At 62.6% G+C, this 21746-nt stretch carries 19 protein-coding genes and 1 tRNA gene; 7 read left to right on the top strand and 13 right to left on the bottom strand.

All coding sequences use genetic code 11. The features are described 5' to 3' along the window. Positions 1-10: 10 nt before the first annotated feature. Positions 11-96: transfer RNA gene (locus tag FPL22_RS09245), tRNA-Leu, on the bottom strand. 195 nt (positions 97-291) lie between these two features. Between FPL22_RS09245 and FPL22_RS09240 the strand changes: the two genes are divergently transcribed. Continuing rightward, the gene (locus tag FPL22_RS09240) at positions 292-594 is read left to right on the top strand and encodes a DUF3817 domain-containing protein (protein ID WP_144229993.1); all 303 of its coding nucleotides are present in this window, start codon (positions 292-294) and stop codon (positions 592-594) included. Positions 595-634: 40 nt separating this feature from the next. Here FPL22_RS09240 and FPL22_RS09235 read toward each other — a convergent pair whose 3' ends face one another. The 5 genes from FPL22_RS09235 to FPL22_RS09215 all read right to left on the bottom strand — a co-directional run bounded on the left by FPL22_RS09235 (position 635) and on the right by FPL22_RS09215 (position 4803). Then, the gene (locus tag FPL22_RS09235) at positions 635-1213 is read right to left on the bottom strand and encodes a DUF2937 family protein (protein WP_144229992.1); all 579 of its coding nucleotides are present in this window, start codon (positions 1211-1213) and stop codon (positions 635-637) included. Positions 1214-1269: 56 nt separating this feature from the next. Continuing rightward, positions 1270-2511, bottom strand: a complete 1242-nt coding sequence (locus tag FPL22_RS09230; RefSeq protein WP_238991356.1) for an aminotransferase-like domain-containing protein — start codon at positions 2509-2511, stop codon at positions 1270-1272. Next, positions 2508-2726, bottom strand: a complete 219-nt coding sequence (locus tag FPL22_RS09225) for a hypothetical protein (protein ID WP_144229991.1) — start codon at positions 2724-2726, stop codon at positions 2508-2510. The genes FPL22_RS09230 and FPL22_RS09225 overlap by 4 nt, the downstream gene beginning before the upstream one ends. A gap of 262 nt (positions 2727-2988) precedes the next feature. After that, positions 2989-3891, bottom strand: coding sequence for a TrhA extension/companion domain-containing protein (locus FPL22_RS09220; protein WP_144229990.1), 903 nt, complete (start codon positions 3889-3891; stop codon positions 2989-2991). A gap of 144 nt (positions 3892-4035) precedes the next feature. After that, positions 4036-4803, bottom strand: coding sequence for a DUF748 domain-containing protein (locus FPL22_RS09215; RefSeq protein ID WP_144229989.1), 768 nt, complete (start codon positions 4801-4803; stop codon positions 4036-4038). A 129-nt stretch (positions 4804-4932) separates the two neighbouring features. Here FPL22_RS09215 and FPL22_RS09210 point away from each other — a divergent pair, with 129 nt between their 5' ends. Both FPL22_RS09210 and FPL22_RS09205 read left to right on the top strand, forming a co-directional pair. Next, the gene (locus FPL22_RS09210) at positions 4933-6774 is read left to right on the top strand and encodes a DNA topoisomerase IV subunit B (RefSeq protein ID WP_144229988.1); all 1842 of its coding nucleotides are present in this window, start codon (positions 4933-4935) and stop codon (positions 6772-6774) included. Positions 6775-6792: 18 nt separating this feature from the next. Next, the gene (locus FPL22_RS09205) at positions 6793-8868 is read left to right on the top strand and encodes a DNA gyrase/topoisomerase IV subunit A (protein WP_144229987.1); all 2076 of its coding nucleotides are present in this window, start codon (positions 6793-6795) and stop codon (positions 8866-8868) included. Between the two features lie 14 nt (positions 8869-8882). Here FPL22_RS09205 and FPL22_RS09200 read toward each other — a convergent pair whose 3' ends face one another. Further along, positions 8883-9422, bottom strand: a complete 540-nt coding sequence (locus FPL22_RS09200; protein ID WP_144229986.1) for a DUF4118 domain-containing protein — start codon at positions 9420-9422, stop codon at positions 8883-8885. 276 nt (positions 9423-9698) lie between these two features. Here FPL22_RS09200 and FPL22_RS09195 point away from each other — a divergent pair, with 276 nt between their 5' ends. Both FPL22_RS09195 and FPL22_RS09190 read left to right on the top strand, forming a co-directional pair. Beyond that, a complete protein-coding gene (locus FPL22_RS09195; RefSeq protein WP_144229985.1) occupies positions 9699-10442 on the top strand; it encodes a BON domain-containing protein in 744 nt (247 codons plus the stop codon). A gap of 67 nt (positions 10443-10509) precedes the next feature. Continuing rightward, entirely contained in the window at positions 10510-10722 is a 213-nt protein-coding gene (locus FPL22_RS09190; RefSeq protein WP_144229984.1) for a hypothetical protein, read from the top strand. A 123-nt stretch (positions 10723-10845) separates the two neighbouring features. Here FPL22_RS09190 and FPL22_RS09185 read toward each other — a convergent pair whose 3' ends face one another. The 6 genes from FPL22_RS09185 to FPL22_RS09160 form a co-directional block, all read right to left on the bottom strand. Then, complete coding sequence (locus tag FPL22_RS09185) at positions 10846-11898, bottom strand: PRC-barrel domain-containing protein (RefSeq protein ID WP_144229983.1); 1053 nt, start codon at positions 11896-11898, stop codon at positions 10846-10848. A gap of 166 nt (positions 11899-12064) precedes the next feature. Beyond that, positions 12065-13180 carry a ribosome small subunit-dependent GTPase A gene (rsgA, locus tag FPL22_RS09180; RefSeq protein ID WP_144229982.1) on the bottom strand — a complete coding sequence of 372 codons (1116 nt, stop codon included), beginning with the start codon at positions 13178-13180 and terminating at the stop codon, positions 12065-12067. Between the two features lie 53 nt (positions 13181-13233). Next, positions 13234-13542, bottom strand: coding sequence for a YhbY family RNA-binding protein (locus tag FPL22_RS09175; protein ID WP_144229981.1), 309 nt, complete (start codon positions 13540-13542; stop codon positions 13234-13236). Between the two features lie 55 nt (positions 13543-13597). Continuing rightward, complete coding sequence (locus FPL22_RS09170) at positions 13598-14380, bottom strand: SGNH/GDSL hydrolase family protein (RefSeq protein ID WP_144229980.1); 783 nt, start codon at positions 14378-14380, stop codon at positions 13598-13600. A 98-nt stretch (positions 14381-14478) separates the two neighbouring features. After that, positions 14479-16497, bottom strand: a complete 2019-nt coding sequence (locus tag FPL22_RS09165) for a TonB-dependent receptor plug domain-containing protein (RefSeq protein WP_144229979.1) — start codon at positions 16495-16497, stop codon at positions 14479-14481. After that, a complete protein-coding gene (locus FPL22_RS09160) occupies positions 16487-17182 on the bottom strand; it encodes a pseudouridine synthase (RefSeq protein ID WP_144229978.1) in 696 nt (231 codons plus the stop codon). The genes FPL22_RS09165 and FPL22_RS09160 overlap by 11 nt, the downstream gene beginning before the upstream one ends. A gap of 83 nt (positions 17183-17265) precedes the next feature. Here FPL22_RS09160 and FPL22_RS09155 point away from each other — a divergent pair, with 83 nt between their 5' ends. Both FPL22_RS09155 and FPL22_RS09150 read left to right on the top strand, forming a co-directional pair. Beyond that, positions 17266-18390, top strand: a complete 1125-nt coding sequence (locus FPL22_RS09155; protein WP_144229977.1) for an alpha/beta hydrolase — start codon at positions 17266-17268, stop codon at positions 18388-18390. A gap of 82 nt (positions 18391-18472) precedes the next feature. After that, a complete protein-coding gene (locus FPL22_RS09150) occupies positions 18473-21700 on the top strand; it encodes a tetratricopeptide repeat protein (protein ID WP_144229976.1) in 3228 nt (1075 codons plus the stop codon). Positions 21701-21746: the final 46 nt, after the last annotated feature.

The raw sequence follows: 21746 nt of genomic DNA, 5'->3' as shown, positions 1-21746 counted from the left end.
ATCTAAAAACTGGTGCCCGGGGCGGGACTCGAACCCGCACGACCTTACGATCAAGAGATTTTAAGTCTCTGGTGTCTACCATTCCACCACCCGGGCGGGCGGCACTGCGGGCAGAGTGAAAGTGTCCGCCTGCCTGCGGTCAACGCTGCGACTCATCCCTTCACACATCCGCATCCTGATAACGTGCGGTAATAACCCGCGTTGCTCAGGTTGTATCCGTGCGACACGGGAAACTTGGCATTGAGGGTTGGCGGGAACATGCGGACGTTCGTGGTTTCGTATTCGCGTTCCATGAATCTGCTTACCACCACCATCGGTCGTCTTCGTGTCATTGGTTTTCTCGAGGGCGTCTCATTCCTCGTGCTGCTTGGCGTCGCCATGCCGTTGAAATATTTCTGGGGCGAGCCTCAGGCCGTGCGTGTCGTCGGCATGGCGCATGGCGTGCTGTTTCTCGCCTACATCGCGGCAACGGTGCAGGCGTGGTTGGAACACGACTGGTCGTGGAAACGCGCGGCGTTGATCATGCTCGCGAGTCTCGTGCCGTTCGGGACGTTTTACGCGGATGTAAAATGGCTGCGCAGCGAGCGCCGTTGATCGTGCCCGCCCTGTGCGCCGCAGATCCGGCGCTGCGAAATTAAGGCGTCGGCTGTTTCGGTGCCTGGATTTTGGAGGTCCGGCGTTCAGCGCGTTTTTTGACTGCAGCGGAAATCGGGTAGCGGACGCAGCCGTGATAAATGCAGAGGAACGTGATCATGCCGGCGGCGGCGTAGATCAGGCCTTCCGTGGTCGTGGGCACGGCGGGGCGGTAAACGTCGAGCGTGGCGCTGGCGATGGATCGGTCGAGGTGCGCAAAGAAGACGAAGGGTTTTTCCCAGATGGAAGCGTTGCGCAGGGAGGACTCGGCGGTGGCGAGTTCGTTGACGCGGTCGATCGTGCCTTGCATGACACCGCCGAGTTTGGCGACGGCGGTGTCCGTGTTGGTCGACGTGCGCTCGATGAATTGGGGGAGCGTCAGGTTGGAACTGCGGGCGACCACTTCGAACTCGGCCAGCTGGCGACGGGCCTCGTCGAGGCGTCCGCCGAGGCGTTGCAGGTATTGCTGGATGAACTCGGGCAGCTGGCAGAACGCCACGGCGCCGAGCAGGCAGAGCACGCGATCAAGCAGGCCTTCGCCGGCGCGGAAAAGAGGGCGTAACGGTGCGGTCCAGCTCATGGGCAAAGGCTCGCTTTCCCGCGCCCCGAGCGCAAGCGCGCACGAGGCGGCGCGGGTTAGAGCGCGGCGCGGATGACCGCGCCGAGACGGGCCATGCCGGTCTCGATGCGTTCCTCGGTGGAGTTGCTGAAGTTGAGGCGCAGGGTGTTGCGAACCGGCTCGCCGACCCAGAACGGGGCGCCGGGGACGAAGGCGATTTTTTCGCGGGCGGCGATCTGGAGCAACGCGGTCGTGTCGATGGACGCGGGGAGGGTGACCCAGAGAAACAGTCCGCCGTCGGGCTTGGTCCAGGTGCAGCCGGCGGGCAGTTCGCGTTCGAGGGCGGCGAGCATCAAGTCGCGGCGGCGGGCATACACGCTGCGCAGCGTTTCCACATGCGCGGAGAGCGCACCGGGTTGGCTGACGTAGTGGTGCACGAGGCGCTGGGTGAAAGAGGAGGTTTGCAGGTCGGCGGCCTGCTTGGCGGAGGTGATTTTCTCGCGGAGGCCGGCATCGGTCACGGCGAGCCAGGCGACGCGAAGGCCGGGGGCGAGGATTTTGCTGGAGGTGCCGAGGTAGAGGCAGTCGCGGGCGCCCGGAAAGGTGCCGAGTGCGGGTTGGGCTTCGCCGGAGAAACGCAGGGCGCCGTAGGGATCGTCTTCGAGGACGGGCACGCCGAAGTGGGCGGCGATCCGGACGATCTCGGCGCGGCGGGCGGCGGTGAGCGAGACGCCGGTCGGATTCTGGTAGTTGGGAATCAAATACAGCAGTTTCGGACGGACGGGTGATGACTCCAGGAAGGCGCGCAGGGCGGTGGGTTGCAGGCCGTGCGCGTCGGAGGCGAGACCGACGGCGTGGGCTTCATAGGCTTGGAAGACCTGCAGGGCGCCGAGGTAGGCGGGGTTTTCGGTCACCACGAGGTCGCCCGGGTCGAGGAGAACCTTGGCGATGAGATCGAGCGCCTGTTGGGAGCCGTGGGTGATGACGATGTCGTCCGGCGTGACGGAGAGGCTGACGGTCTCGGCGAGATGGGCGGCGACCCATTGGCGGAGAGGCAGGTGGCCCTCGGTAACTCCGTATTGAAGGGAGGCAGGACCGTCGGCGGAAAGCAGGACGGCTTGGGCGGAGCGGGCGACGGCTTCTACGGGAAAGAGCTCGGGGGCGGGTAGTCCGCCGGCGAAGGAGATGACGTCGGGCGCGGCGGTGACCTTGAGGATTTCGCGGATGGCGCTGGGCTTCATGCCGGCGGTGCGCGCGGCGTAGCGATATACGGGTTGGGAGGAGGTCACGGGCGGAAGAACGTCGTCGGGCGGATTCACGGGCGGTCGAGGTTGAAGAAGGTAAGGTCGCGTGGTTGGGCGGTGCCGGTCTCGGGGAGGAGATCGGGATGTGTAGTGAGCATGAGCATGTCATGTCCGGCGGGACGTCGAGGCGTTTCGAAGAATGGACGCGTAATTCCCGGGCGGAGTTCGGTGCGGAGGTTGAGCGGTTGCGTGAAACGCAATGCGGTTTGCAGGAGGTCGGTCTTTTTCATGGCGGGTGGTTTTGTTGGCCACCCCCTCGTGTGCCGGACCGGACAAGGGCACAAAAAAGCCCCCTCCGGTATGGCACCGGAGGGGGCGAAATGGTTATTCGCTCAAGCCCCTCGCGGCGCGCACGTAACGGACACGACGACGACTGCGACTACGGAGGAGTAGGCGGAGGCTTGGGAAGCGATGGTCGTGGTGCCGAGGTTCATTGAGACGAAATTGAAAAGGCCCGAAAACGGGCGCGGGTCAAGTCTGCGGTGGTTTTGCTCAGGCGGCGCGGGCGGCGGCGCGGCGGTTTTTCACGGCTTCGTCGGCCTTGCGGTCGAGCCAGCGAATGAAGGCGAAACGGGGCTCAGGGCTGTTGAATTGGTCGGCATGGACCTTTTCGCCGTGGGTGTAGAGCGTCTCGGGATCGACGTAGGTGCCGAGGACAAAATCAACGAGGGGCAGGCCGAAGATGCCGGAGATGCCTTCATTGCACCGGATGTCGGCGTGGTGGCGGAGGTGGAAGGCGTAGGCCTTGCGCCACATGCGCCCGTAGCGCGGGTGCTCGATCATGCGGTCCCAAGTGTCTTGCGGCCAGTGTTCGACGGCGTGGATGAGTTCGTAGAGCGAGAGGGAGAAGGCGACCGCGAGGTAGCCGGCGAGGAACATGGGGGCGTTGGGAAAAATCCACTGGCCGAGGGCGAGCAGCGGAGTGACGACCAGCGAGAAGATGATCAACGAATACCACGGGAAATAAGAGGCCTCGTGCTGTTTTTCCTCCTCGATGGGGAAGGTGTTGCGCGCGATGTGGGTGTTGTCGGCGACAGGCTCGTTATCGATGAACCCGGGGACCTCGGCGTTGGTGACCTTGGAGCGGTGATAACCGATGTGGGTGAGGGCGTGGTGGCGCGTGTGCTGTTTGTAGAAGTAGCTGAGGAAGGGAATCAGCGGCGCGTGGAGGATGTAGCGGTGGAAAAAGTATTCGAAGATGCCCGCGACCGTGTGGATGGAGGCGAAAACGATGACAAATGACACCCAGCCGGCGGCGATTTGCGTGGCCCAGACGCCGGGTGCGATGAGGGCGAGCGCGCCGTAAAGCGCGCCCAGCGACAGGATGATCGTGGCAATGAAGAGCCAGGGTGAGAACTTTTCCTCGTGTTTACCCGCGTGGGAATGATCGGACATGGTGGGTGACGTGGATGAAAGGTGGTCGGTGGCGTTAAAAGGGAAAGTCCATCAGCAATCGTGGCAGGGGACTAGCGTAATCGGTGCCGCCAGTCCCGCCGCAGGACAAGGGCCGGCACCGCTGCCCATGCAGATGCGTGGCGATTACTTGTCCTTGTCGCCGCCAAAAAGCTTCTTGAGGCCGTCGCCGGCTTTTTTGGCGGCTCCTGAAGTAGCATCGCCGGCGGCGGCTCCGCTGGCGCTGCCAATATTCATCGCGGATTGGGCGACGGCTACGGTGATGTTGCTAAGGATGTTGCTTACGACCTTGGTGGCGAGCTGGTCGGCGGTGATGCCGCCTTCCTTGGTGCCGAGATCGGTCAGGACCAGCGGGGGCATCGGAACCGTGATGGCGGTGGGGCCGGCGCCGAGGGTGACCTTGGCGTTTTCCAAGCGGAAGCTCTTCACCTCAAACTTGAGGGGTTTACCGTCCTTGCTGACAGGTTGATCGGCCACGGGTTTATCGCCTGATCCACCGGTGTTGGTTTCGATGTTTTTGAGGAGCTCTTTGATGTTGCTGCTGATAATCTTGGTCTCGTAAACGAATTCGGGTCCGTCGATGAGGACCTCCTTCACGACGATGTGGTCGCCGAGGAGCGAGCCGGGCACGACGCTGACGTGGACCTTGGCAAAGGAAAACGCCTTGTCGCTCTTCCATCCCTCGGGATTGCCCACGAACAGGCCGTTGAGCGTGCCGGAGCCGGAAAGCGGGGAGATCGAGGCGCTATCAAGCGTGACCTTGGTGCCGGTGATCTTGGGGGCGAAGGTGTTGACGCCCTTGGTGACGATGGAGCCGAGGAAAAACGAGGCGATGAACGCGCCGATGACCATAAGTGCGAGCAGGCTGCCGAGGATGATCAGGAGTTTTTTCATGGGAGGTAGGCTCAGGGTAATGAGGCGAACGGTAACGGCAAGCCTGCTGCCCGCGGGAACTTTTACCTTGTCAGAGCGGAGGAGCGTCCCTGCCTTGGCCGCAGTCGTTAAAAATTTCCGCGCTCCCTCATGGCCAACGCTTACACCGAAGATTCAATCAAGACCCTTTCGCCGCTCGAGCACATCCGCCTGCGTCCCGGCATGTATATCGGGCGTCTCGGAAACGGCTCCAACGCCGAGGACGGCATCTACGTTCTCCTCAAGGAAACCATCGATAACTCCATCGACGAATACACGATGGGGCACGGCAAGAAGATCGAGATCGAGCTCAACGACCGCACCCTCCGCGTCCGCGACTACGGCCGCGGCATTCCGCTCGGCAAACTCATCGACTGCGTTTCGATCATCAACACGGGTGCGAAATACGACAGCGAGACGTTCCAGAAATCCGTCGGTTTGAATGGCGTCGGCCAGAAGGCCGTCAACGCGCTCTCCATTTCGTTTCGCGCCCAGGCCATCCGTGAAGGCGACACCAAGATCGTCGAGTTCACGCAGGGCAAGATCACCAAGGACAACAAAGTCGCCAAGACCGCCGAGCGAAACGGCACGATCATCGAGTTCACGCCCGACGAGGCACTCTTCGGCAAAGACTTCAAGTTCCGCAACGAGTTCATCGAGGAGATGCTCTGGAACTACGCCTACCTGAACCGAGGCCTCACGCTCACGTTCAACGGCAAGGCCTACAAATCCGAGAACGGACTCAAGGATCTGCTCACCAAAAAACTCACCGGCGAGCCGCTCTATGCGATGGCCCACCTCGAAGCCGAGGACATCGAGGTCGCGATCACCCACGGCGCGCACTACGGCGAGGAATACTACTCCTTCGTCAACGGCCAGCACACCACCATGGGCGGCACGCACCTCGCCGCTTTCCGCGAGGCCTTCGTCGCGACGATCCGCAATTTCTTCAAAAAGGAATACGACGCCGCCGACATCCGCCAGTCGATCATCGCCGCCGTGTCCGTGCGCGTGCAGGAGCCCGTGTTCGAGTCGCAGACCAAGACCAAGCTCGGCTCCACCGACCTCGGCCCGAAAGGCCCGACGATCCGCCAGTTCATCGGCGGGTTCCTCCAGCAGCACCTCGACAACTGGCTCCATCGCAACCCCGAGGCCGCCGATGCGATGAAGCGCAAAATCGAGGACAGCGAGCGCGAGCGCAAAGAACTCTCCGGCATCCGCAACCTCGCCCGCGAACGCGCCAAAAAAGCCTCGCTGCACAACCGCAAGCTCCGCGACTGCCGCGTGCACCTCGACGGCAAGGACAAGCGCGCCGAGGACAGCTCGCTGTTCATCGTCGAGGGCGACTCCGCCGCCGGTTCGCTCACCTCCTGCCGCGACGTGCAGACGCAGGCTGTCTTCGCGTTGAAGGGCAAACCGCTCAACACTTTCGGCCTCACTAAAAAGGTCATCTACGAAAACGAGGAATTTCACCTCCTCCAAAGCGCCCTCAACATCGAGGATGGCATGGACGGCCTGCGCTACAACAAGGTCATCATCGCGACCGACGCCGACGTGGACGGTATGCACATCCGCCTGCTGCTGCTCTCGTTCATCCTCCAGTTTTTCCCCGAGCTGATTACGCAGGGCCACCTCTTCATCCTCGAAACGCCGCTCTTCCGCGTGCGCAACAAGAAGGAGACGCGCTACTGCTACAGCGAGGCCGAGAAACAGGCCGCGCTGATGAAACTCGGCCAGAGCGCCGAGATCACGCGCTTCAAGGGTTTGGGCGAAGTGAGCCCGGCCGAGTTCAAAGATTTCATCGGCGAAAACATGCGCGCCGAGAAAGTCACCCTCGACCGCCTCCACGACGTCGAAGGCCTGCTTACGTTCTACATGGGTAAGAACACGCCTGACCGCCAGGACTTCATCATTGGCAACCTGCGGGTCGAAAAAGACCTCGTCGAAGCCTGAACCTTTTTCTTTCAGTAGATGCCTAATCGCAAAGATCCCAAAGACGAACAGCCCGAGCTTCCGCTCGCCGGTAAACCTGCGCCCGAGTCCGCCGCGCCTCCAGTCGAGGCGGTCGAACTCGTCGCCGCCGAAGCCGAGGTTCCCAAGAACAACGACAACGCTCCGCTCGCGCATTCCTACCAGAAGTGGTTTCTCGAATACGCCAGCTACGTCATCCTGGACCGAGCCGTTCCGCACATCGACGACGGTCTGAAGCCTGTTCAACGCCGCATCCTTCACACGTTCTGGGAGCAGGACGACGGGCGTTTCCACAAGGTCGCCAACATCGTCGGCGCGGCCATGCGCTTCCATCCGCACGGCGACGCATCCATCGGCGCCGCCCTCGTCGGCATGGGCCAGCGCGGCTACCTTGTCGAGCCGCAGGGCAACTTCGGCAACCTCCTCACCGGTGACGACGCGGCCGCGCCCCGTTACATCGAGGCCCGCCTGACCGCTTTCGCCCGCGAAGTCCTTTTCAATCCGAAGACCACCGTCTGGCAGTCCAGCTACGACGGACGCGCCAAGGAGCCGGTCACGTTGCCCGCCAAGTTCCCCATCGTCCTCCTCGACGGAGCCGAGGGCATCGCGGTCGGTCTCTCGACCAAGATTCTGCCGCACAATTTCAACGATATCTGCCGCTGCGCGATCAACCACCTCCAGGGTAAACGCTTCAAACTCGTCCCCGATTTCCCGTCGGGCGGCATCGCCGACTTCGCCGACTACAACGACGGCGAGCGCGGTGCCAAGGTGAAGGTTCGCGCCAAGATGGAGTCGCGTGGCAAACACCAGATCGCCATCACCGAGCTGCCTTACGGCGTCACCACGACCTCGCTGATCGAGTCGATCCTCGCCGCCAACGCGAAGGGCAAGATCAAGGTCAAGCACGTGGACGACAACACGTCCGAGTCGGTCGAGATCATCGTCCACCTGCCGCAGGGTGCCGACGCCGACCAGGTGATGAACCAGCTCTACGTGTTCACCGACTGCCAGGTGTCCATTTCGCCCGCCGCGTGTGTGATCGATACCATCGACGGCCAGGACAAGCCGGTGTTTCTCGGCGTTTCCGAAATCCTCCGCCGCTCCGTCGACAAGACCGTCCAGCTCCTCAAGCAGGAACTCGATATCAAGCTCGGCGAACTCGAGCAGCAGTGGCACTGGGACAGCCTGGAACGCATCTTTATCGAAGAACGCGTTTACCGCCGCATCGAGACTTCGAAAACGTGGGAAAGCGTGCTCGCCGAGATCCATGAGGGATTAAAACCCTTCGTGAAAAAACTACGCCGCGCGGTTACCGACGAGGACGTCACGCGACTGACGGAAATCCGCATCAAGCGCATCTCCGCCTACAACCGCTTCAAGGCCGACGAAGCCATCAAGGCCATCGAGGACGACATCAAGCAGACCAAGCACCACCTCGCGCACCTCACCGAGTTTGCGATCAAGTGGTTCGAGACGTTGCAGGAAAAATACGGCAAGGGCCGCAAGCGCCGCACCACCTGCGACGAAGTCGAGCAGATCAGCGCCGCGCAGGTCGTGGTCGCCAACCAGAAACTCTACGTCAACCGCGAGGAAGGATTCGTGGGTCTCAACTGGCGCCAGCATGAGTTCGTGGTCGAGTGCACGATCCTGGATGACGTGGTCGCCTTCATGGGCGACGCGACGTGCAAGGTCGTTAAGGTCGCCGACAAGGTGTTTGTCGGAAAAGACATCCGCCATCTGCACATCTTGCCGAAGGATGGCGACGACCGGTTCTACACCGTCATCTATCAGGACAAGGAAAGCGGCAAAGCCTTCGCCAAGCGCTTCCAACTCGGCGGCACCACGCGCGAGAAGGTTTACAACCTCGCCGCGAGCGAAGGCTCCAAGCTGGTGTTCTTCGACGAAACGAAGAATCAGGATTCGATTCCGACGAAGGTGCGCATCCAGCTCAGCGGACGCTGCTCGGCGCGCGTGAAAGACTTCGAGTTCGACTTGAAGGATCTCGCGATTGGCAGCCGTGGCGCCAAGGGCCTCACCGTCACCCAGTATCCGGTCAAAGAAGTCACCCGCGCCTAAGCGCCGGGTGGCTTTTAGCCGGGCTGCACGTCGTAGTTACGGCGCTCGCACTCAGGGCACAGGCTCTTGGGCGGCGTGGTTTTTGAGAGATTCATGGTGCCGTCTTCGAGCGGCACCCACTGGCCGTCGTGGCGGCAGGCGAGTCCGCATTCAGGGCAGATGGGGAGTTGCGATTCGAGGCGCTCCTGGCGCGTTTTGAGTGCGCGCATCTGGGAGGCGAGTTGCTCGGTCAGGAAGGCGACGAGTATCAACGTCACGGCGCGCAGCACGTTGTTCACGAGTGCGGTGTCGTGGCTCATGGGGAAACCCCAGGCCCAATTGGACATGAAGCGCATGATGCTCAGTCCGGCCGCGAGGAAGCAGGCGAACCGGAAGCCCTGATACCAGGCTGCATAAATCACCGGCAGCACGAAAAAGACGGACACGGCGTATTGCGGACCCGAGACGAAATCCAGAATCACCAGCAAGGCGGAATAGACCAGCACCCGTGCCGGATTCGGGCGGCTTTTGGCGCCGGGGCCGAAAGGTGGTATCGTCTGCGGAGTTATGCTCATGCCTGTGCTAGGAACTCGTTTTATTTTTAGAGGCCGCAACGTCAAAATCTCTCTTCCGGATAGAAAATTGCGAATAGCCTTCAATTTGAGCGGCGGGTTTTCCGGATCTGGGCGGTCTGGCTGAGGTTTAACGCTGTCGATATTGATCGTGAAAAGGACGGATTTTGCAGCGCGGAAACGGTCGGTTCTCTCTTACGCACGATTATTTGAAGGATGGTAGGGCAAGGCCCCATATGGTCCGGCCGGCGAAGTCTGTAGGCTGTTCTGTCTTAGCCTATGAAAATCAAAACCCTGTCAGCCTTGCTCGTTCTGGCCTCTGCGCCCGTCGTGCTGTTCGCCTCGTCGGAAAACGATCGCAAGATCGAGGATGCCGCCAAGGCGTCCTACAATTATCGCACCATTCTTGATGACCATGTGAAGGTGAAGGCCCATGATGGCGTCGTCACGCTGACCGGCACCGTCGAGGACAAGGAAGAGAAGGACCTCGCCGCCGACACGGTGGAGAATCTTCCCGGCGTGAAGAGCGTGGAAAATGAAATCGTCGTGAAGCCCAAGCATCCCGTGCATTCGGATTCGTGGATCGCGCTGAAAATCCGCAGCCGCCTGCTGGTGAAGTCCAACGTCAGCGCCGCCGATACCAAGGTCGCCGTGATCGATGGCGTCGTGACGCTCACCGGTTTTGCCGATAACCTCGCCCAAAAGACGCTCACCGGTGTTTATGCCGCCGAGATCGAATGGGTGAAATCGGTCAACAACGAGATCGTCATCCGAGACAAGCCGGCCACCGGCGAAACCGTCGGTGATAAAATGGACGACGCTTCCATCACCAGCCAGTTGAAGTATGCCCTGCTTAGCCACAAGGCGACCAGCGCCCTGAAGACCAAGGTCACGACCAACGACGGCGTCGTCACCATCACGGGCGTCGCTTCCTCAGATGCCGAGAAATCCCTCGTCACCAAACTCGCGCAAGACGTGCGCGGCGTGAAGTCGGTCAACAACGAGATGACGGTTAAGTCGTAAATCAACGGCCCTCGCGTCCTCTCTCCGTCAGAGTTGTGCGGCCGCCTTCGGGCGGTCGCTTTTTTTTATGTCCCTCCTTTCGTCACCGAACTTCGACACAAACTTACATCCCGTCGCAGAGGATGAGGGTCTTGAGCGCGTGCGTGTGCGCACGCGGGAGCTGGCCTTAGATGCGGGACGCGTGCCGCCGCATGTTCTGCAGGTGGATTATGAGCAGGCGAAGCGCGAGGTGATGGGTGAGGCGCCGGCTGCCGCAGATGGTTGGGACGAGGCGGGCTAGGGATTCATCGGGGGCGCGCGGTTAGATTTCAGCACCTCCGCTTCAGGCGGACACAAAAAGGGCCGGACAACGCTAGGTTGCCCGGCCCTTTTTATTTTACCGATACGCATCGGACCCGGGGAATTAACGACGGGCGGGAGCGGTGACGGTGAGCTGGTTGTCCACGACTTCGATGCTGGAGGCGGCGATGGCGACTTCGCCGGCGCGACGCTTGTCATTCTCGGAGTTAGCCGTGCCGCGCAGGGTGATGCGGCCATCGAGCGTGCCGACTTTCACGGCGAGTCCCTGAATGCGGGCCGAGCGGAGGTTACGGGTGATCAACGCCGTGCGATCCATGTCCGCGTAGGAGCGACCCTGTTCAAGCGCGGAGGACGTGCGCGGGCCCTTGTATGCCTCTTCGACGGAGCTGGCTTCCTGGCCGTTGCCCGCCGGGGTGACGACGATTTGCGGCTGGTTCGCAAATTCCTCCTTGGTGTCGTCGAGCAGCAGACCGGTGTGCGTGGCATTGAAGCTCAGCGCGGTGGGGGAGATGACGCTCTTGGTCTTGTCGAAGCCGGGTCCGCGCACGATGACGTTGCCAATGGTGCCGTGGTCGATGTCGAGCTTGAGGGACGCGACGGAGCCCAGCTTTTCGTTATTAAGATTACTCACGGGCAGGCGGAGAATCTTGCTGGAGCGCTGGACGTAACCGAGCGGCACCTTGGGGCGGCTGGCAGAGCGATCGGATACTTCGCCGGGTTGCAGGAAATAAGGCTCCTGTCCGAAATGCTTGTAGGTGGCGGTGACGCGATCACTGCGGCCGTAGTCGGTCCATTTCTTGAGATTGATGCCTGGAGCGGCCTTGAACTCCTCTTGGGTGACATCGAGGTAATAGACGGCCTTCGTCATGTTGGTGACGAGCGCGAGCGGGGGCACGGCGACAACCTTGCCGCCCATGCCGAGGAATTCACCGGAGACGACGAACACCTCGATGATGCGGCCGTTGGTGAGATCGATGCCGAGATCCTTGATGCGGCCCAGTTTCTCGCCCTGCAGATTTTGTATGTAGATATGCGATACGTCCTGGATCGTTTTTTCGGGGCCGAAGTCCTCCTTGGGGCGTTCCGTTTCGGCGTGGGTGGCGAGGCTGGCGCAGCACGCGAGAAAGGCGGCGACGACGGTAGATGTGAATTTCATGGATGTTTAAGCCGGATAAGGCCGTGTGAGGCGTTCGCGTCTTCAGAAGGGAGACGTGAATCACCCCAGGATGGGCGTGTGTATAGCACCGCCCGCAGCGTTCCGTGCCCTGAGCATAACGGAATAATTCGGCGTGGCGTATGGGGTGTAACCCGCCAAGGCCGGCTTATTCGTCCTCGTTGTGCTGGCGGTGGCGGAAGGGGCGGGTTTTGGCTTCCGCGGCCTTTTTGCGCCAACCCGGAGCACTCGCGTGGGCGCCGGGTTTTAACTGCTTGGGGGCTTTGGCGGCCTGTTCGGCTTTGAGTTTGAAATAGCTGTCGAGGCGTTCGGCGGGGATCGTGCCGGCGTCGAGGGCGGCACGAATCGCGCAGCCCGGTTCGGTGAGGTGGGTGCAACGGCTGAAGCGGCATTGCGCGGCCAGGTTGACGATGTCGGGGTAGGCGTCTTCGACGGCTTCCTTCGCGTCCCAGAGTTGGAATTCGCGCATGCCGGGCGTGTCGATCACGAGGGCGCCGGTGGGCGTCTGCGTGAGTTCGCGGCGGGTGGTCGTGTGGCGTCCGCGGCTGTCTTTTTCGCGGACCTCGGCGGTGGGCATCGCATCGCTGTCTTTGAGGAGGCGGTTGATGAGCGTGGATTTGCCGGCGCCGGAGGAGCCGACGAACGCGAGCGTGCGACCGGGGAGCGCGTAGGTTTCGGTGAGGCTTTTTAAACCTTTACGCGTGTAGGTGCTGGTGATGGCGACCGGGATGCCGGGGACGAGGAGTTCGATCTCGGCGCGGATGGTTTCGGCGTCTTCGCAGAGGTCGGACTTGTTGAGGATGATGACGGGTTGCGCGCCGCTGTCGCGGGCGGCGACGAAGAAGCGCTGGATACGCTTGGCGTTGTAGTTCGCGTCGAGTCCGCTGACGAGAAACACGGTGTCGATATTGGTGGCGACGATCTGCTCGACCTGGCGTTCGCCGGCGGCCTGGCGGGAAAAGCACGACCGGCGCGGGAGGAGGGCGTGGATCTGGGCGCGCTGGCGGTCGGAGGCGATTTGCACGGCGACCCAATCACCGACGGCGGGGTAGGATTGCGCGTCGCGGTCGGCGGCGTGGTGGAACTTGCCGGTGAGTTCGCCGAGGACTTCGCCGTCGGCGGTTTGCACGGCATAGTAGTGGCGACGCAGCTCAACGACGACGCGGGCGGGTTCGTAACCGATGGCGGCGTGAGGAGCGAAGGCGGCGGCCCAAGCGTCATCCCAGCCGTAGGAGCTGAGGACGTTGGAGGGATCAGCGGACATGGACGAAGTTTTAACGCAAAGACGCGAAGGCGCTAAGACGGAATCCTGACCGATCAGGTCAGATCGATGACGCGCCGGGCGGGATCGGGATTCTGACGGAAGAAGAGCGCGGTGGCGCCGACGGCGCTGATGAAGAGGCAACGACCTTCATCGGCTATGCGGGGGGCGAGTTCGGCGCGTTCGTCACGCTCGGCGGCGACGAAGCGGACTTTGACCAGTTCGCGTGCGTTGAGATTTTTTTGAAGCTCGGTGAAGAACTCGGGCGTCAGGCCGCTTTTGCCCACTTTGACGGAAGCATCGAGAGTTTGGCCGACGCCGCGGAGAAAGGTTTTCTGCGCGCCGGTGATAGGAAATTCATACATGTGTGGCGCAGACATAAACAGTCCGCTTGCGCGACGTAAAGCCCTGCGGGGAATTTCAGAGCGGAGTAAGGTGCGGGCGTTTGGGGGTGCGGCCTTGGGAGGAGGAGCGGCCTGCGATACTTTGGGCGAACCACGGGAGGAGGTGGCGGGTGGTCCAGCGGGCTTCGGCGCCGAGGCGGGTGGCGAAGGTGGACTTGAGAGGCGTGGGAAAGGGTGCGCTCCAGGTGGCGTCGGAGTCGGGAAGATTGAGTGCGTGGGAGAGGGCGGCGGCGATGCGTGCGTGACCGGCGGAGTTGGCATGGATGCGGTCTTCGCTCCAGAGGCGGGCGTCGGTGGCGACCGGGTGCGCGGCGAAATCGACAAGGATCGTGCCGGTTGCGCGGGAGGCCTCGGCGAGGGTGTGGTTGAGCGCGGCGATGCGCGGGGCGATCAGGCGCGCGAGCGGCATGAGCGGCGTGAGATCGGGAAGCGTGAAGGTGAGGACGGTGGCGCCGGAGGAGACAAGGGCTCGCTGCATATGCGCGATGTCGGCGGCGACGCGGGCGGAGTCGAAGCGCGGGGCGGTGACATCGTTGGTGCCGCAGAAGACGGTGGCGAGGTCGGGGCGCATCGCGAGGGCGGCGTCGAGTTGGGTGGCGCGGATTTGAGCGGTGGTGAGTCCGCGGATGGCGAGGTTGGCGTAGTGGAGATTTGGAGACGTGGTGGCGTGGAGACACTCGGCGAGACGTTGTGACCAGCCGCGATAACCACCGTGTCCGTCGGGATCGTCGATGCCTTCGGTGGAGCTGTCGCCAAGCGCGACATAGCGGGCGAAGGAACGGGGAGGGACGGCGGACATGGCGGTGAAAACGGGCCGAGCCTATTTGTAACTTATTAAGTTACAAATAGGCTTGGGTCTTTGATTTTTAATGGGTTACGTGTTTTGGTTTTTGAGTTTTACCAGTCGTAGCGGAGGCCGGCGCGGGACCAGCGGGGCGGGGCGATGCTGACGACTCCGGCGGTGGTGCGGCCGGTTTCGACTTCGGTGTCGAAGAGGTTTTCGATGGCCACGAAAACTTCCCAGCACTTCGCGAAACGGCGCGAGACGCCGAGATCGACGGTGGTGGCGGGCGCGAGGCGGAGGGTGTTTTCGTCGTCTTCGTATTGGGCGGAAAACCAGCGGGCGCGGGCGGTGAGATGCAAGGCGAACGGAGCATTCCAAGTCGCCGAGGTCGTGAGGGTGTGGCGGGGGACTTGGGCGAGGCGGTTGCCGTCGAGCGACGCGGGGGCGGCGGGGCCGGGAGAGGTTACGCGGGCGTCGGTGAAGAGGTAGGCGGCGGAGAGTTCGAGTGTGGCGTGGGGGCGGGTGCGGAGGGAGGCTTCGAGGCCTTGCACGCGGACGTGGTCGAGGTTGTGGCGTTCGCGGGTGTTGGGGGCGATGGTGACGTTGGTGACGGCGTCGGAGAGCTCGTTGACGAAGGCGGTGAGCGAGGCGCCCAAGGGTGCGTCGGGGCGGCCGAAATCGAGACCGGTTTCGAAGCCGGTGAGCGTTTCGGGGACGAGGTCGGGGTTGGCGTTGGTGGTGACGGTGCCGACGCGGAAGGGGCGGTAGTATTCGTTGAGCGTGGGAACGCGGAAGGCCTGGTAGGCGGAGGCGCGGGCGCGGAAGTCGGGCGCGGGTTGCCAGACGAGGCCGAGGTTGGGGCTGAACTCGACGCCGTCTTGGTCGGGGAATGTTTGGTTGAGCGGGACGGGGCCGGACTCGCGGCGGAAGCCGTCGGTGTTTTGCCAGGTGTCGAGGCGGGCGCCGGCGGAGGCGTGCAGCGTGGAGGTCAGCGCTCGGTCGTGGCGGGCGAAGAGGCCGGCGAAGGTTTGTTCTCCGCCGGCGCGACGATCAAAGGGGCCGAGGGCGAAGTTGAAGCGCTCGCGGGTTTCGCCTTCAACGTGGCGTGTGTCGATGCCGAGCGTGGTGACGGCATCGGAGTCGGCGATCCAGGTGGCGGTGAAGGCGCCGCCGAATGCGGTGGCGGGGACGTCGTATTGGTCGTTGGCGGGAGTTTCGGCGGTGCGGAGGGCGTTGACCGAGGAAAAGAAGGAGGCGAACGACTGGTCTTGGATGTAGAGGACGGCGGACCAGGTGAAGGCGCGCGTGTCGGAGCCGGTAAGCGCGGCGGAGAGGAAAGCTTCGTCGGAGGAGTTGCGCTGGAAGGGAGTGCCGTTGCCGCGGTCTTCGGTGTAGAGGCGACCGGTGACGGTGAGGTCGAGTGTATCGGTAATGGCACTACGCCAGGAGGCTTGGACTCGTTGATAGTCGAGGTCGGCGGGGCGGTCGATGGCGCCCGGATTGCGGATCAGGTAAACGCCGTCGGTGGCGAAGGCGGCGGCGTTCACGGTGACGCTGTGGCGGTTGTCGGCGGTTGAGCCGGTGGCGGAAATTTCGCCGCCGCGGGTGTCAAAGTCGCCGACAAAGGCTTCGACGGTGGCGTGGTTGCCGGAGGGCGGGGTGGTGAGGAGTTGCACGGCACCGCCGAGGGCGGAATTGCCCCAGGCGCCGGAGCCGCCTCCGTGAACGATCTCGGCGGAGGACAGGGCGAGCTTGGGGACTTTGGTCCAGGCGACCCAGCCGCCGAAGGGATCGTTGAGCGGCACGCCATCCAGGAGGACGAGGGAGCGGCTGGCGCCGCTGGGGCCGAGTCCGCGGAGCGAGACGCCTTGCGCGGTGGGATTGGCGGTGAGGCTGCCGGTGCGACGGAAAAGACTGAAGGACGGGTCGGTGCGAAGCGTGTCGTCGATCGCGAGCGAAGGTGAGGAGCGGAGGTCGTCGGCGGTGAAGACAGTGACGGCGACGGGCAGGGTGTCGGTGGATTGCGCGCTGCGGGTCGCGGTGACGACGACGGGGGAGAGGCTGACGGCGGATTCGTCGTCGAAGAGGGCGCAGACGGTGACGGGGAGAAAGAGCAGAGATTTAAATCTCATCGACGGTCACGGAACGGAATTCGCCGGGGGCGAGATCGCCGAGGGTGAGGTTGCCGAATTGGACGCGGTGGAGCGTGAGGACAGTTGCACCCGTGGCGGCGAACATGCGGCGGACCTGGTGATATTTGCCCTCGGTGAGAATCAGGTCGGCGGTGCGCGGTGCGTCGGGAAAGAGGCGGAGTTCGGCGGGAGCGCAGGGATCGTCTTCGCCTTCGAGGACGAGTGTGCCGGCGGCGAAGAGCGGGATGAGGTCGGACGTGAGATCGCGGTCGGTCGTGGCGCGGTAGAGCTTGGGGACCTTGTGCTTGGGCGACGTGTATTTGTGGACGAGCTCGGTCTGGTCGGTGAGGAGGATCAGGCCCGAGGTGTCCTTATCGAGACGGCCGATGGAAGTGACCTGGGGATTGCGGGCGCGCCAGCGTTCGGGGAGTAGATCGTAAACGCGCGGGCCTTCGCGTTCGTCGTGGGAACAGACCAAGCCGAGGGGTTTGTTGAGGACGAGGAGAATGCCTTCGGGGTGGTCGAGCGGCTCGCCGTTGATGAGGACGTCGGCGGCGTGAGCTTTGTCGGAGGGATCGCGGACGGCTTTGCCCTTCACGGTGACGGCGTTCTTCTTGATCCAGTCGCGCGCTTCGCGGCGGGAACAGTAACCGAGGTTGGCGAGGAGCTGGTCGAGGCGGCGCATGGCGGGGCAGTGAACGCGGGCGGGGGCCGAGGCACAAAACATTTTGCACCCGCAGGTGGTTTCAGGGCGTAGTAGCAACATATATGTTGCGATGGACGTTGCTGGTGTTGGCGGTGGTGTTGGCGGGGGCGGCTTCTCTGACGTGGTTTCGCGCGCCGACGATCTGGCTTTGGATGACGTCGATCCTCGTGGGTGAGTTCGGGCATTTTTTGTTTTTACTGCCGGTGGCGGTCGGTGGGTGTGCGTGGGTGTGGGGCGGGGAACTGCGTGTCGTGATTATCGGAATCTGCGTGGTGGCGGCGGTGGGGATGTGGCGACCGGTGGTGCTGGCGGCGGTGATCGGACAGACGTTGCCGGCGAAACTCGGGTCGGCGTTTGGCAAAGTGGAGATGAACCGCGCGCCGTTTTCACTGGGCGGCTTGGTGGCGCGTTCGGACGAACCGGTGGCAGTGGAGACGCGTGATGTGGCGGCGGGATTGCCGATGGATTTTTATCGGGCGGTGGGACGCACGAAGCCGGCGCCATGTGTTGTAATGATTCACGGTGGCGGTTGGGACAGCGGGGATCGCGGGCAACTTCCGGCGGTGAATCATCATCTCGCGCGGCTGGGTTATGCGGTGGCGGCGGTGAGTTACCGGCTGGCTCCGGCAACGGTGTGGCCGGGGCAGGCGGATGATGTGGTCGCGGCGATCACTTATTTGAAGGCGCATGCGGCCGAACTCGGAATTGACCCGACGCGGCTGGTGTTGATGGGACGTTCGGCGGGCGGGCAAATCGCGTCGTCGGTCGGCTATGGTCGGCCGGATCCGGCGGTGCGCGGCGTGGTGTCGTTTTATGGTCCGCACGACCAGGTGTTCGCGTGGGGCTTTTCGCGGGAGGACGATATTTTGAATGCGGTGAAACTCTTGCGCCAATATCTCGGCGGTTCGCCGGACGAGGCTCCCGAGGCGTATCGGACGGCGTCGGCTTATCTGATCGCGACGAAGGAAAACGCGCTGCCGACGCTGATGGTGCACGGCGAGATGGACTCAATGGTGTGGAACAAGCAGAGCGAACGCCTGCACGCGAAACTTGACGGGCTCGGCGTGCCGAATGCGTTCGTGTCGCTGCCGTGGGCGACGCACGCGTGTGATTTTAATCCTCACGGACCGTCGGGGCAGCTGGCGTGGTATTCGCTCGAGTGGTTTTTGGCGGCGGTAACGAAATAAAACGACGGGACGCGGATGTTATTGTTGCCAATTCATTGCGTGGATTGGTGTAGTAGGGATGCGTTTTTTAACCCCCTGATTTATGAGCAATTATCGCATGATGGAGTTGGGCGGAGGATGGATGAATCGTCTGGCTGGACCGATTTTGGGCGTAGCGTTACTGGCTGGGCCGGCGTGTCCGGCCCAGTCCAACAAAGCAGAGATTTCGGTGCCGGAGCCCTTGAGCGTTTCGCTGGGCTGGAAGCCGTTGCCCGAGGGCGATTATCAGCCCTATCGCACGGGATCGGTGTTCGGGGTCGGCAGCGAGCCTTCGCAATGGAGCGGGGCGCGCGATCAGGCGGCGGCGTGGGCGGCGGCGGCTCCTTCGCTGGCGGAAAATCCCACCGATCACCTGATACGCAAACTCGCTCGAATCGAGGCGCTGGTGCTGGGGGTGACGGATCCGAAGGTGCTTGAGGAATTGCGAGTGGAGCGGAAATCACTCGTTGAAACCGTCCGCACGTTGCGGGCGATGAAATCGGCCGATGGCTCCGACTGGCAGGCGCGCAATGCATCCGAGCAGTTGCAGCAATTGGAGAAAAGTTTGAGCCGGTGGCTGGCGGATTCTCCGGCGGACCGCGTGGCGGCGTTTCGCGAGGAGATCGAATCGTATCGTCCGGCCGATCGTGCGCAGATCGCGGCGCGCTACGGCGGCGAGGAAAAACTGGCCGAGCTGATCAAGCTTGGAAAAGAACACGCACGCCTGAATGCCGAGTTTCAAGCGGCGCAGCAGGACACGGTTTCGCCCGAGGCGGAGCGCAAGCTGGCGCTGCGCAAGGCGGGCGGGGCGTTGGGATATTTTTATGGTTTCAATGGTCAGGAACGGCAGTGGCAGGAGGCCATGCAGGATCCTGATCTGGCGGGTGAATTCGGCGGCGAAACCCGAATGGATTATCGCAGCATCACGGTGCCCGACTTGTTGTCGTGGGTGGATGAAGCCGAGGCTGCAAAACTGTTGACCGAGGTTTACCAGTTGCCGGTCGACGTTCAGTTGGAGCCGGAAAATCGCACGGGCGGACTAGCACGGCGTCTGTTGCTGGAGGGCAAGCTGCCGGCGAAGCGTGTGCCGTGGTCGTTGGTCGGCTGGCGGGGTTCATCGGTGAATAAAGCGGCGGCCGCCGAACTGGTCGCGTTGTTCGACGGGTTGAAAAAACAGTTCCCCGACCTCACGGAGAAAAAGACCGGTGGATCTGATTGGAAGCAGAAGCGCGCGCTGGCCTCGGTGGCGTATGCGCTGGCGATCACGGGACGCGTGGATGAAGCGACGGTTTTTATGACTACCTACGGAGTCGCTGAGTCCGGTCTGCCTTATCATGCGCGGTTGACGCCGGATGCGGCGGTGGCCGTGTGGAATCTCGCCCTGCGAACCGCGGCCGGTGGAGAAAAAACCGCAGGCTGGAGCCAGTTGATCCATCTGGCCGGTATGGCGGGCCGCAGTTCGGAGCTCACGGAGTTCGCCGCCAAACAGGCCGGGGATGCGCCCAAGGATTCGGAGCCGGCGCGCATCTGGCACGCAAGGCATGCGTGGGCGTTGATCGGCGAAGAAAAAATCGACGAAGGCCTGCCGCTGCTGACCGCGAGTCTGGCGTCGCGTCCGACGAACCAGGAAAAATTATGGAGCGCGGAGTGGCGGGAGTCGGCCGGCCGCCTGCTGCTTCTCGCGAAGGTCTTGTCCCGCCCCGAGCTGGAGAAGGAATGGAGCGATAAGCTGACCGTCGATTTCAAGGATCCCTCGTCGCCGCTCTGGGCGCAGGGTGGGTCAGTGTTCAACACCTACGCAGCGATTCAGTTGAAGGCGGGCAACTATGCGTTGATCGAAGACATGCTGCGCGGCCGCCTCGCGGTGCAACCCAAGGCTCGCGAGCGTGGCGGCATGCGCGTGGATGCGGATTCCGAGGGCGATAGTTATGAGGAGCGCGTTGATTTGCAGCAGCTGACGATGGACCTGGCCGATGTGATGGCGCGTCGCGGCAACCATGCCGGAGTCCTTGCGTTGCTCGCGGATTCGCCCAACTGGCAGCAGGCGGATCTGGTGCATTATCTGAATCGCGGCAGTTCCGGAAACTGGCGTCCGCTGGCGCTGGTGACGGCGGAGTCGTTGCAAGCCACGGGTCGCGGCGACGAAGCGATCGCGATTCTGGAAGCTTACTTGATCGACAACTCCGGCTATGATCCGGCTTACGCGCTCTACACGCGTTTGCAGGGCGACAAGGCGATCCCGTTTCTGGAAAAACTCTGGGCGGCTGATCACTATCAGGAGCGTCCATTGATCTGGCTGGCGTCGTTGCAACTGGCCGCCGGAAAAATCGCCGACGCCGAGACGACGGTGAAAAAAGCGATCGCGACCGATCCCTCCGACGGTGAGCAACCCAAGGGTGATCGTATGCGGGCCTACGCGGTGTTGCGCGATGTGGCGCTGGCGAAAAACGACGCCAAACAGGCCGAGTTCCTCGCCGGTGTGCTGGCAGCCATCCGCCGTTCGGAGGACGCCGATGACATCGCGGAGGCTGGACTTATCGACCGCGCGATCAAGGAATACGAACGGGCGCTGGAGTCGTTCTCCGACGCGTATTGCATCCAGTCACGACTGGCGCGAAAGCTCGCCGAAGAGAACCGCCTTCCCGAGGCGATGGAGCACTACAAGCGGGCGTTTGAACTGATGCCCGACAGCTTCGGTCGCGTTGAAAGCCATTGTTTCGGCTGCGAACAGGCCTTCGCAGGCGAGGATGCGCAAGCGGTGGCTGAGCGCGTCTTCAAGGAAATGGCGGCCAAGCCAGATGCGAAACCGCAGGTGCATTATCTCCTCGGTTACCTGCGCATGGAACAGGAGCGCTGGGAGGAAGCGGCGGAGTATTTCACGAAGGCGGTCGCTGCTGACCCCGATTATTTAAACGCCTGGAAAAAACTGGCCGACGTGCTGCCTAACACCACGCGTCCGCGTTCGGAGCAGGACCGCGTGGCGTTCCGTTTGCTGGAGCTTGATCCCGCTGGAAAGCACGGTGGCGCGGGCGATGAACAGGTGCGCGACATTCCCGCGTTGTGGAAGGCTTACTCGGTCGCGCGAGAGAGCGGGCTGATCGTTCCTGACAAGCTGTTCCCGCTCGGTAACAAGGCGAAAAAAGCGAAGTCATCCAATAATGACTACATGCATAGCATGATGAATCCCGACAAGGCGCGGACTCCTGCGGAGCGACTGGCGAAGCATAACGTGCTGCAACAGGTGACGCAGGCGCTAGACTCCATCTATCAATGGGTCGCATCGAGTCACTGAGCACGGCGCGCAGTTAAATAAAAAGGCCGGACCCTTCTCGGGTCCG

Source organism: Rariglobus hedericola (assembly GCF_007559335.1).
Classification (GTDB): Bacteria; Verrucomicrobiota; Verrucomicrobiia; order Opitutales; family Opitutaceae; genus Rariglobus; species Rariglobus hedericola.
Note: the sequence above shows the minus strand (reverse complement) of the source record. Positions and strands in the feature narration are given on the sequence as shown.

Bases quoted from the DNA above. Each gene is read 5' to 3' on its own strand.
- FPL22_RS09210 (WP_144229988.1), top strand. From the start codon at position 4,933: ATGGCCAACGCTTACACCGAAGATTCAATCAAGACCCTTTCGCCGCTC.
- FPL22_RS09150 (WP_144229976.1), top strand. From the start codon at position 18,473: ATGAGCAATTATCGCATGATGGAGTTGGGCGGAGGATGGATGAATCGT.
- FPL22_RS09205 (WP_144229987.1), top strand. From the start codon at position 6,793: ATGCCTAATCGCAAAGATCCCAAAGACGAACAGCCCGAGCTTCCGCTC.
- FPL22_RS09240 (WP_144229993.1), top strand. From the start codon at position 292: ATGAATCTGCTTACCACCACCATCGGTCGTCTTCGTGTCATTGGTTTT.
- FPL22_RS09190 (WP_144229984.1), top strand. From the start codon at position 10,510: ATGTCCCTCCTTTCGTCACCGAACTTCGACACAAACTTACATCCCGTC.
- FPL22_RS09155 (WP_144229977.1), top strand. From the start codon at position 17,266: ATGTTGCGATGGACGTTGCTGGTGTTGGCGGTGGTGTTGGCGGGGGCG.
- FPL22_RS09235 (WP_144229992.1), bottom strand. From the start codon at position 1,213: ATGAGCTGGACCGCACCGTTACGCCCTCTTTTCCGCGCCGGCGAAGGC.
- FPL22_RS09185 (WP_144229983.1), bottom strand. From the start codon at position 11,898: ATGAAATTCACATCTACCGTCGTCGCCGCCTTTCTCGCGTGCTGCGCC.
- FPL22_RS09200 (WP_144229986.1), bottom strand. From the start codon at position 9,422: ATGAGCATAACTCCGCAGACGATACCACCTTTCGGCCCCGGCGCCAAA.
- FPL22_RS09220 (WP_144229990.1), bottom strand. From the start codon at position 3,891: ATGTCCGATCATTCCCACGCGGGTAAACACGAGGAAAAGTTCTCACCC.
- FPL22_RS09165 (WP_144229979.1), bottom strand. From the start codon at position 16,497: ATGAGATTTAAATCTCTGCTCTTTCTCCCCGTCACCGTCTGCGCCCTC.
- FPL22_RS09225 (WP_144229991.1), bottom strand. From the start codon at position 2,726: ATGAAAAAGACCGACCTCCTGCAAACCGCATTGCGTTTCACGCAACCG.
- FPL22_RS09160 (WP_144229978.1), bottom strand. From the start codon at position 17,182: ATGCGCCGCCTCGACCAGCTCCTCGCCAACCTCGGTTACTGTTCCCGC.
- FPL22_RS09195 (WP_144229985.1), top strand. From the start codon at position 9,699: ATGAAAATCAAAACCCTGTCAGCCTTGCTCGTTCTGGCCTCTGCGCCC.
- FPL22_RS09215 (WP_144229989.1), bottom strand. From the start codon at position 4,803: ATGAAAAAACTCCTGATCATCCTCGGCAGCCTGCTCGCACTTATGGTC.
- rsgA (WP_144229982.1), bottom strand. From the start codon at position 13,180: ATGTCCGCTGATCCCTCCAACGTCCTCAGCTCCTACGGCTGGGATGAC.
- FPL22_RS09175 (WP_144229981.1), bottom strand. From the start codon at position 13,542: ATGTATGAATTTCCTATCACCGGCGCGCAGAAAACCTTTCTCCGCGGC.
- FPL22_RS09170 (WP_144229980.1), bottom strand. From the start codon at position 14,380: ATGTCCGCCGTCCCTCCCCGTTCCTTCGCCCGCTATGTCGCGCTTGGC.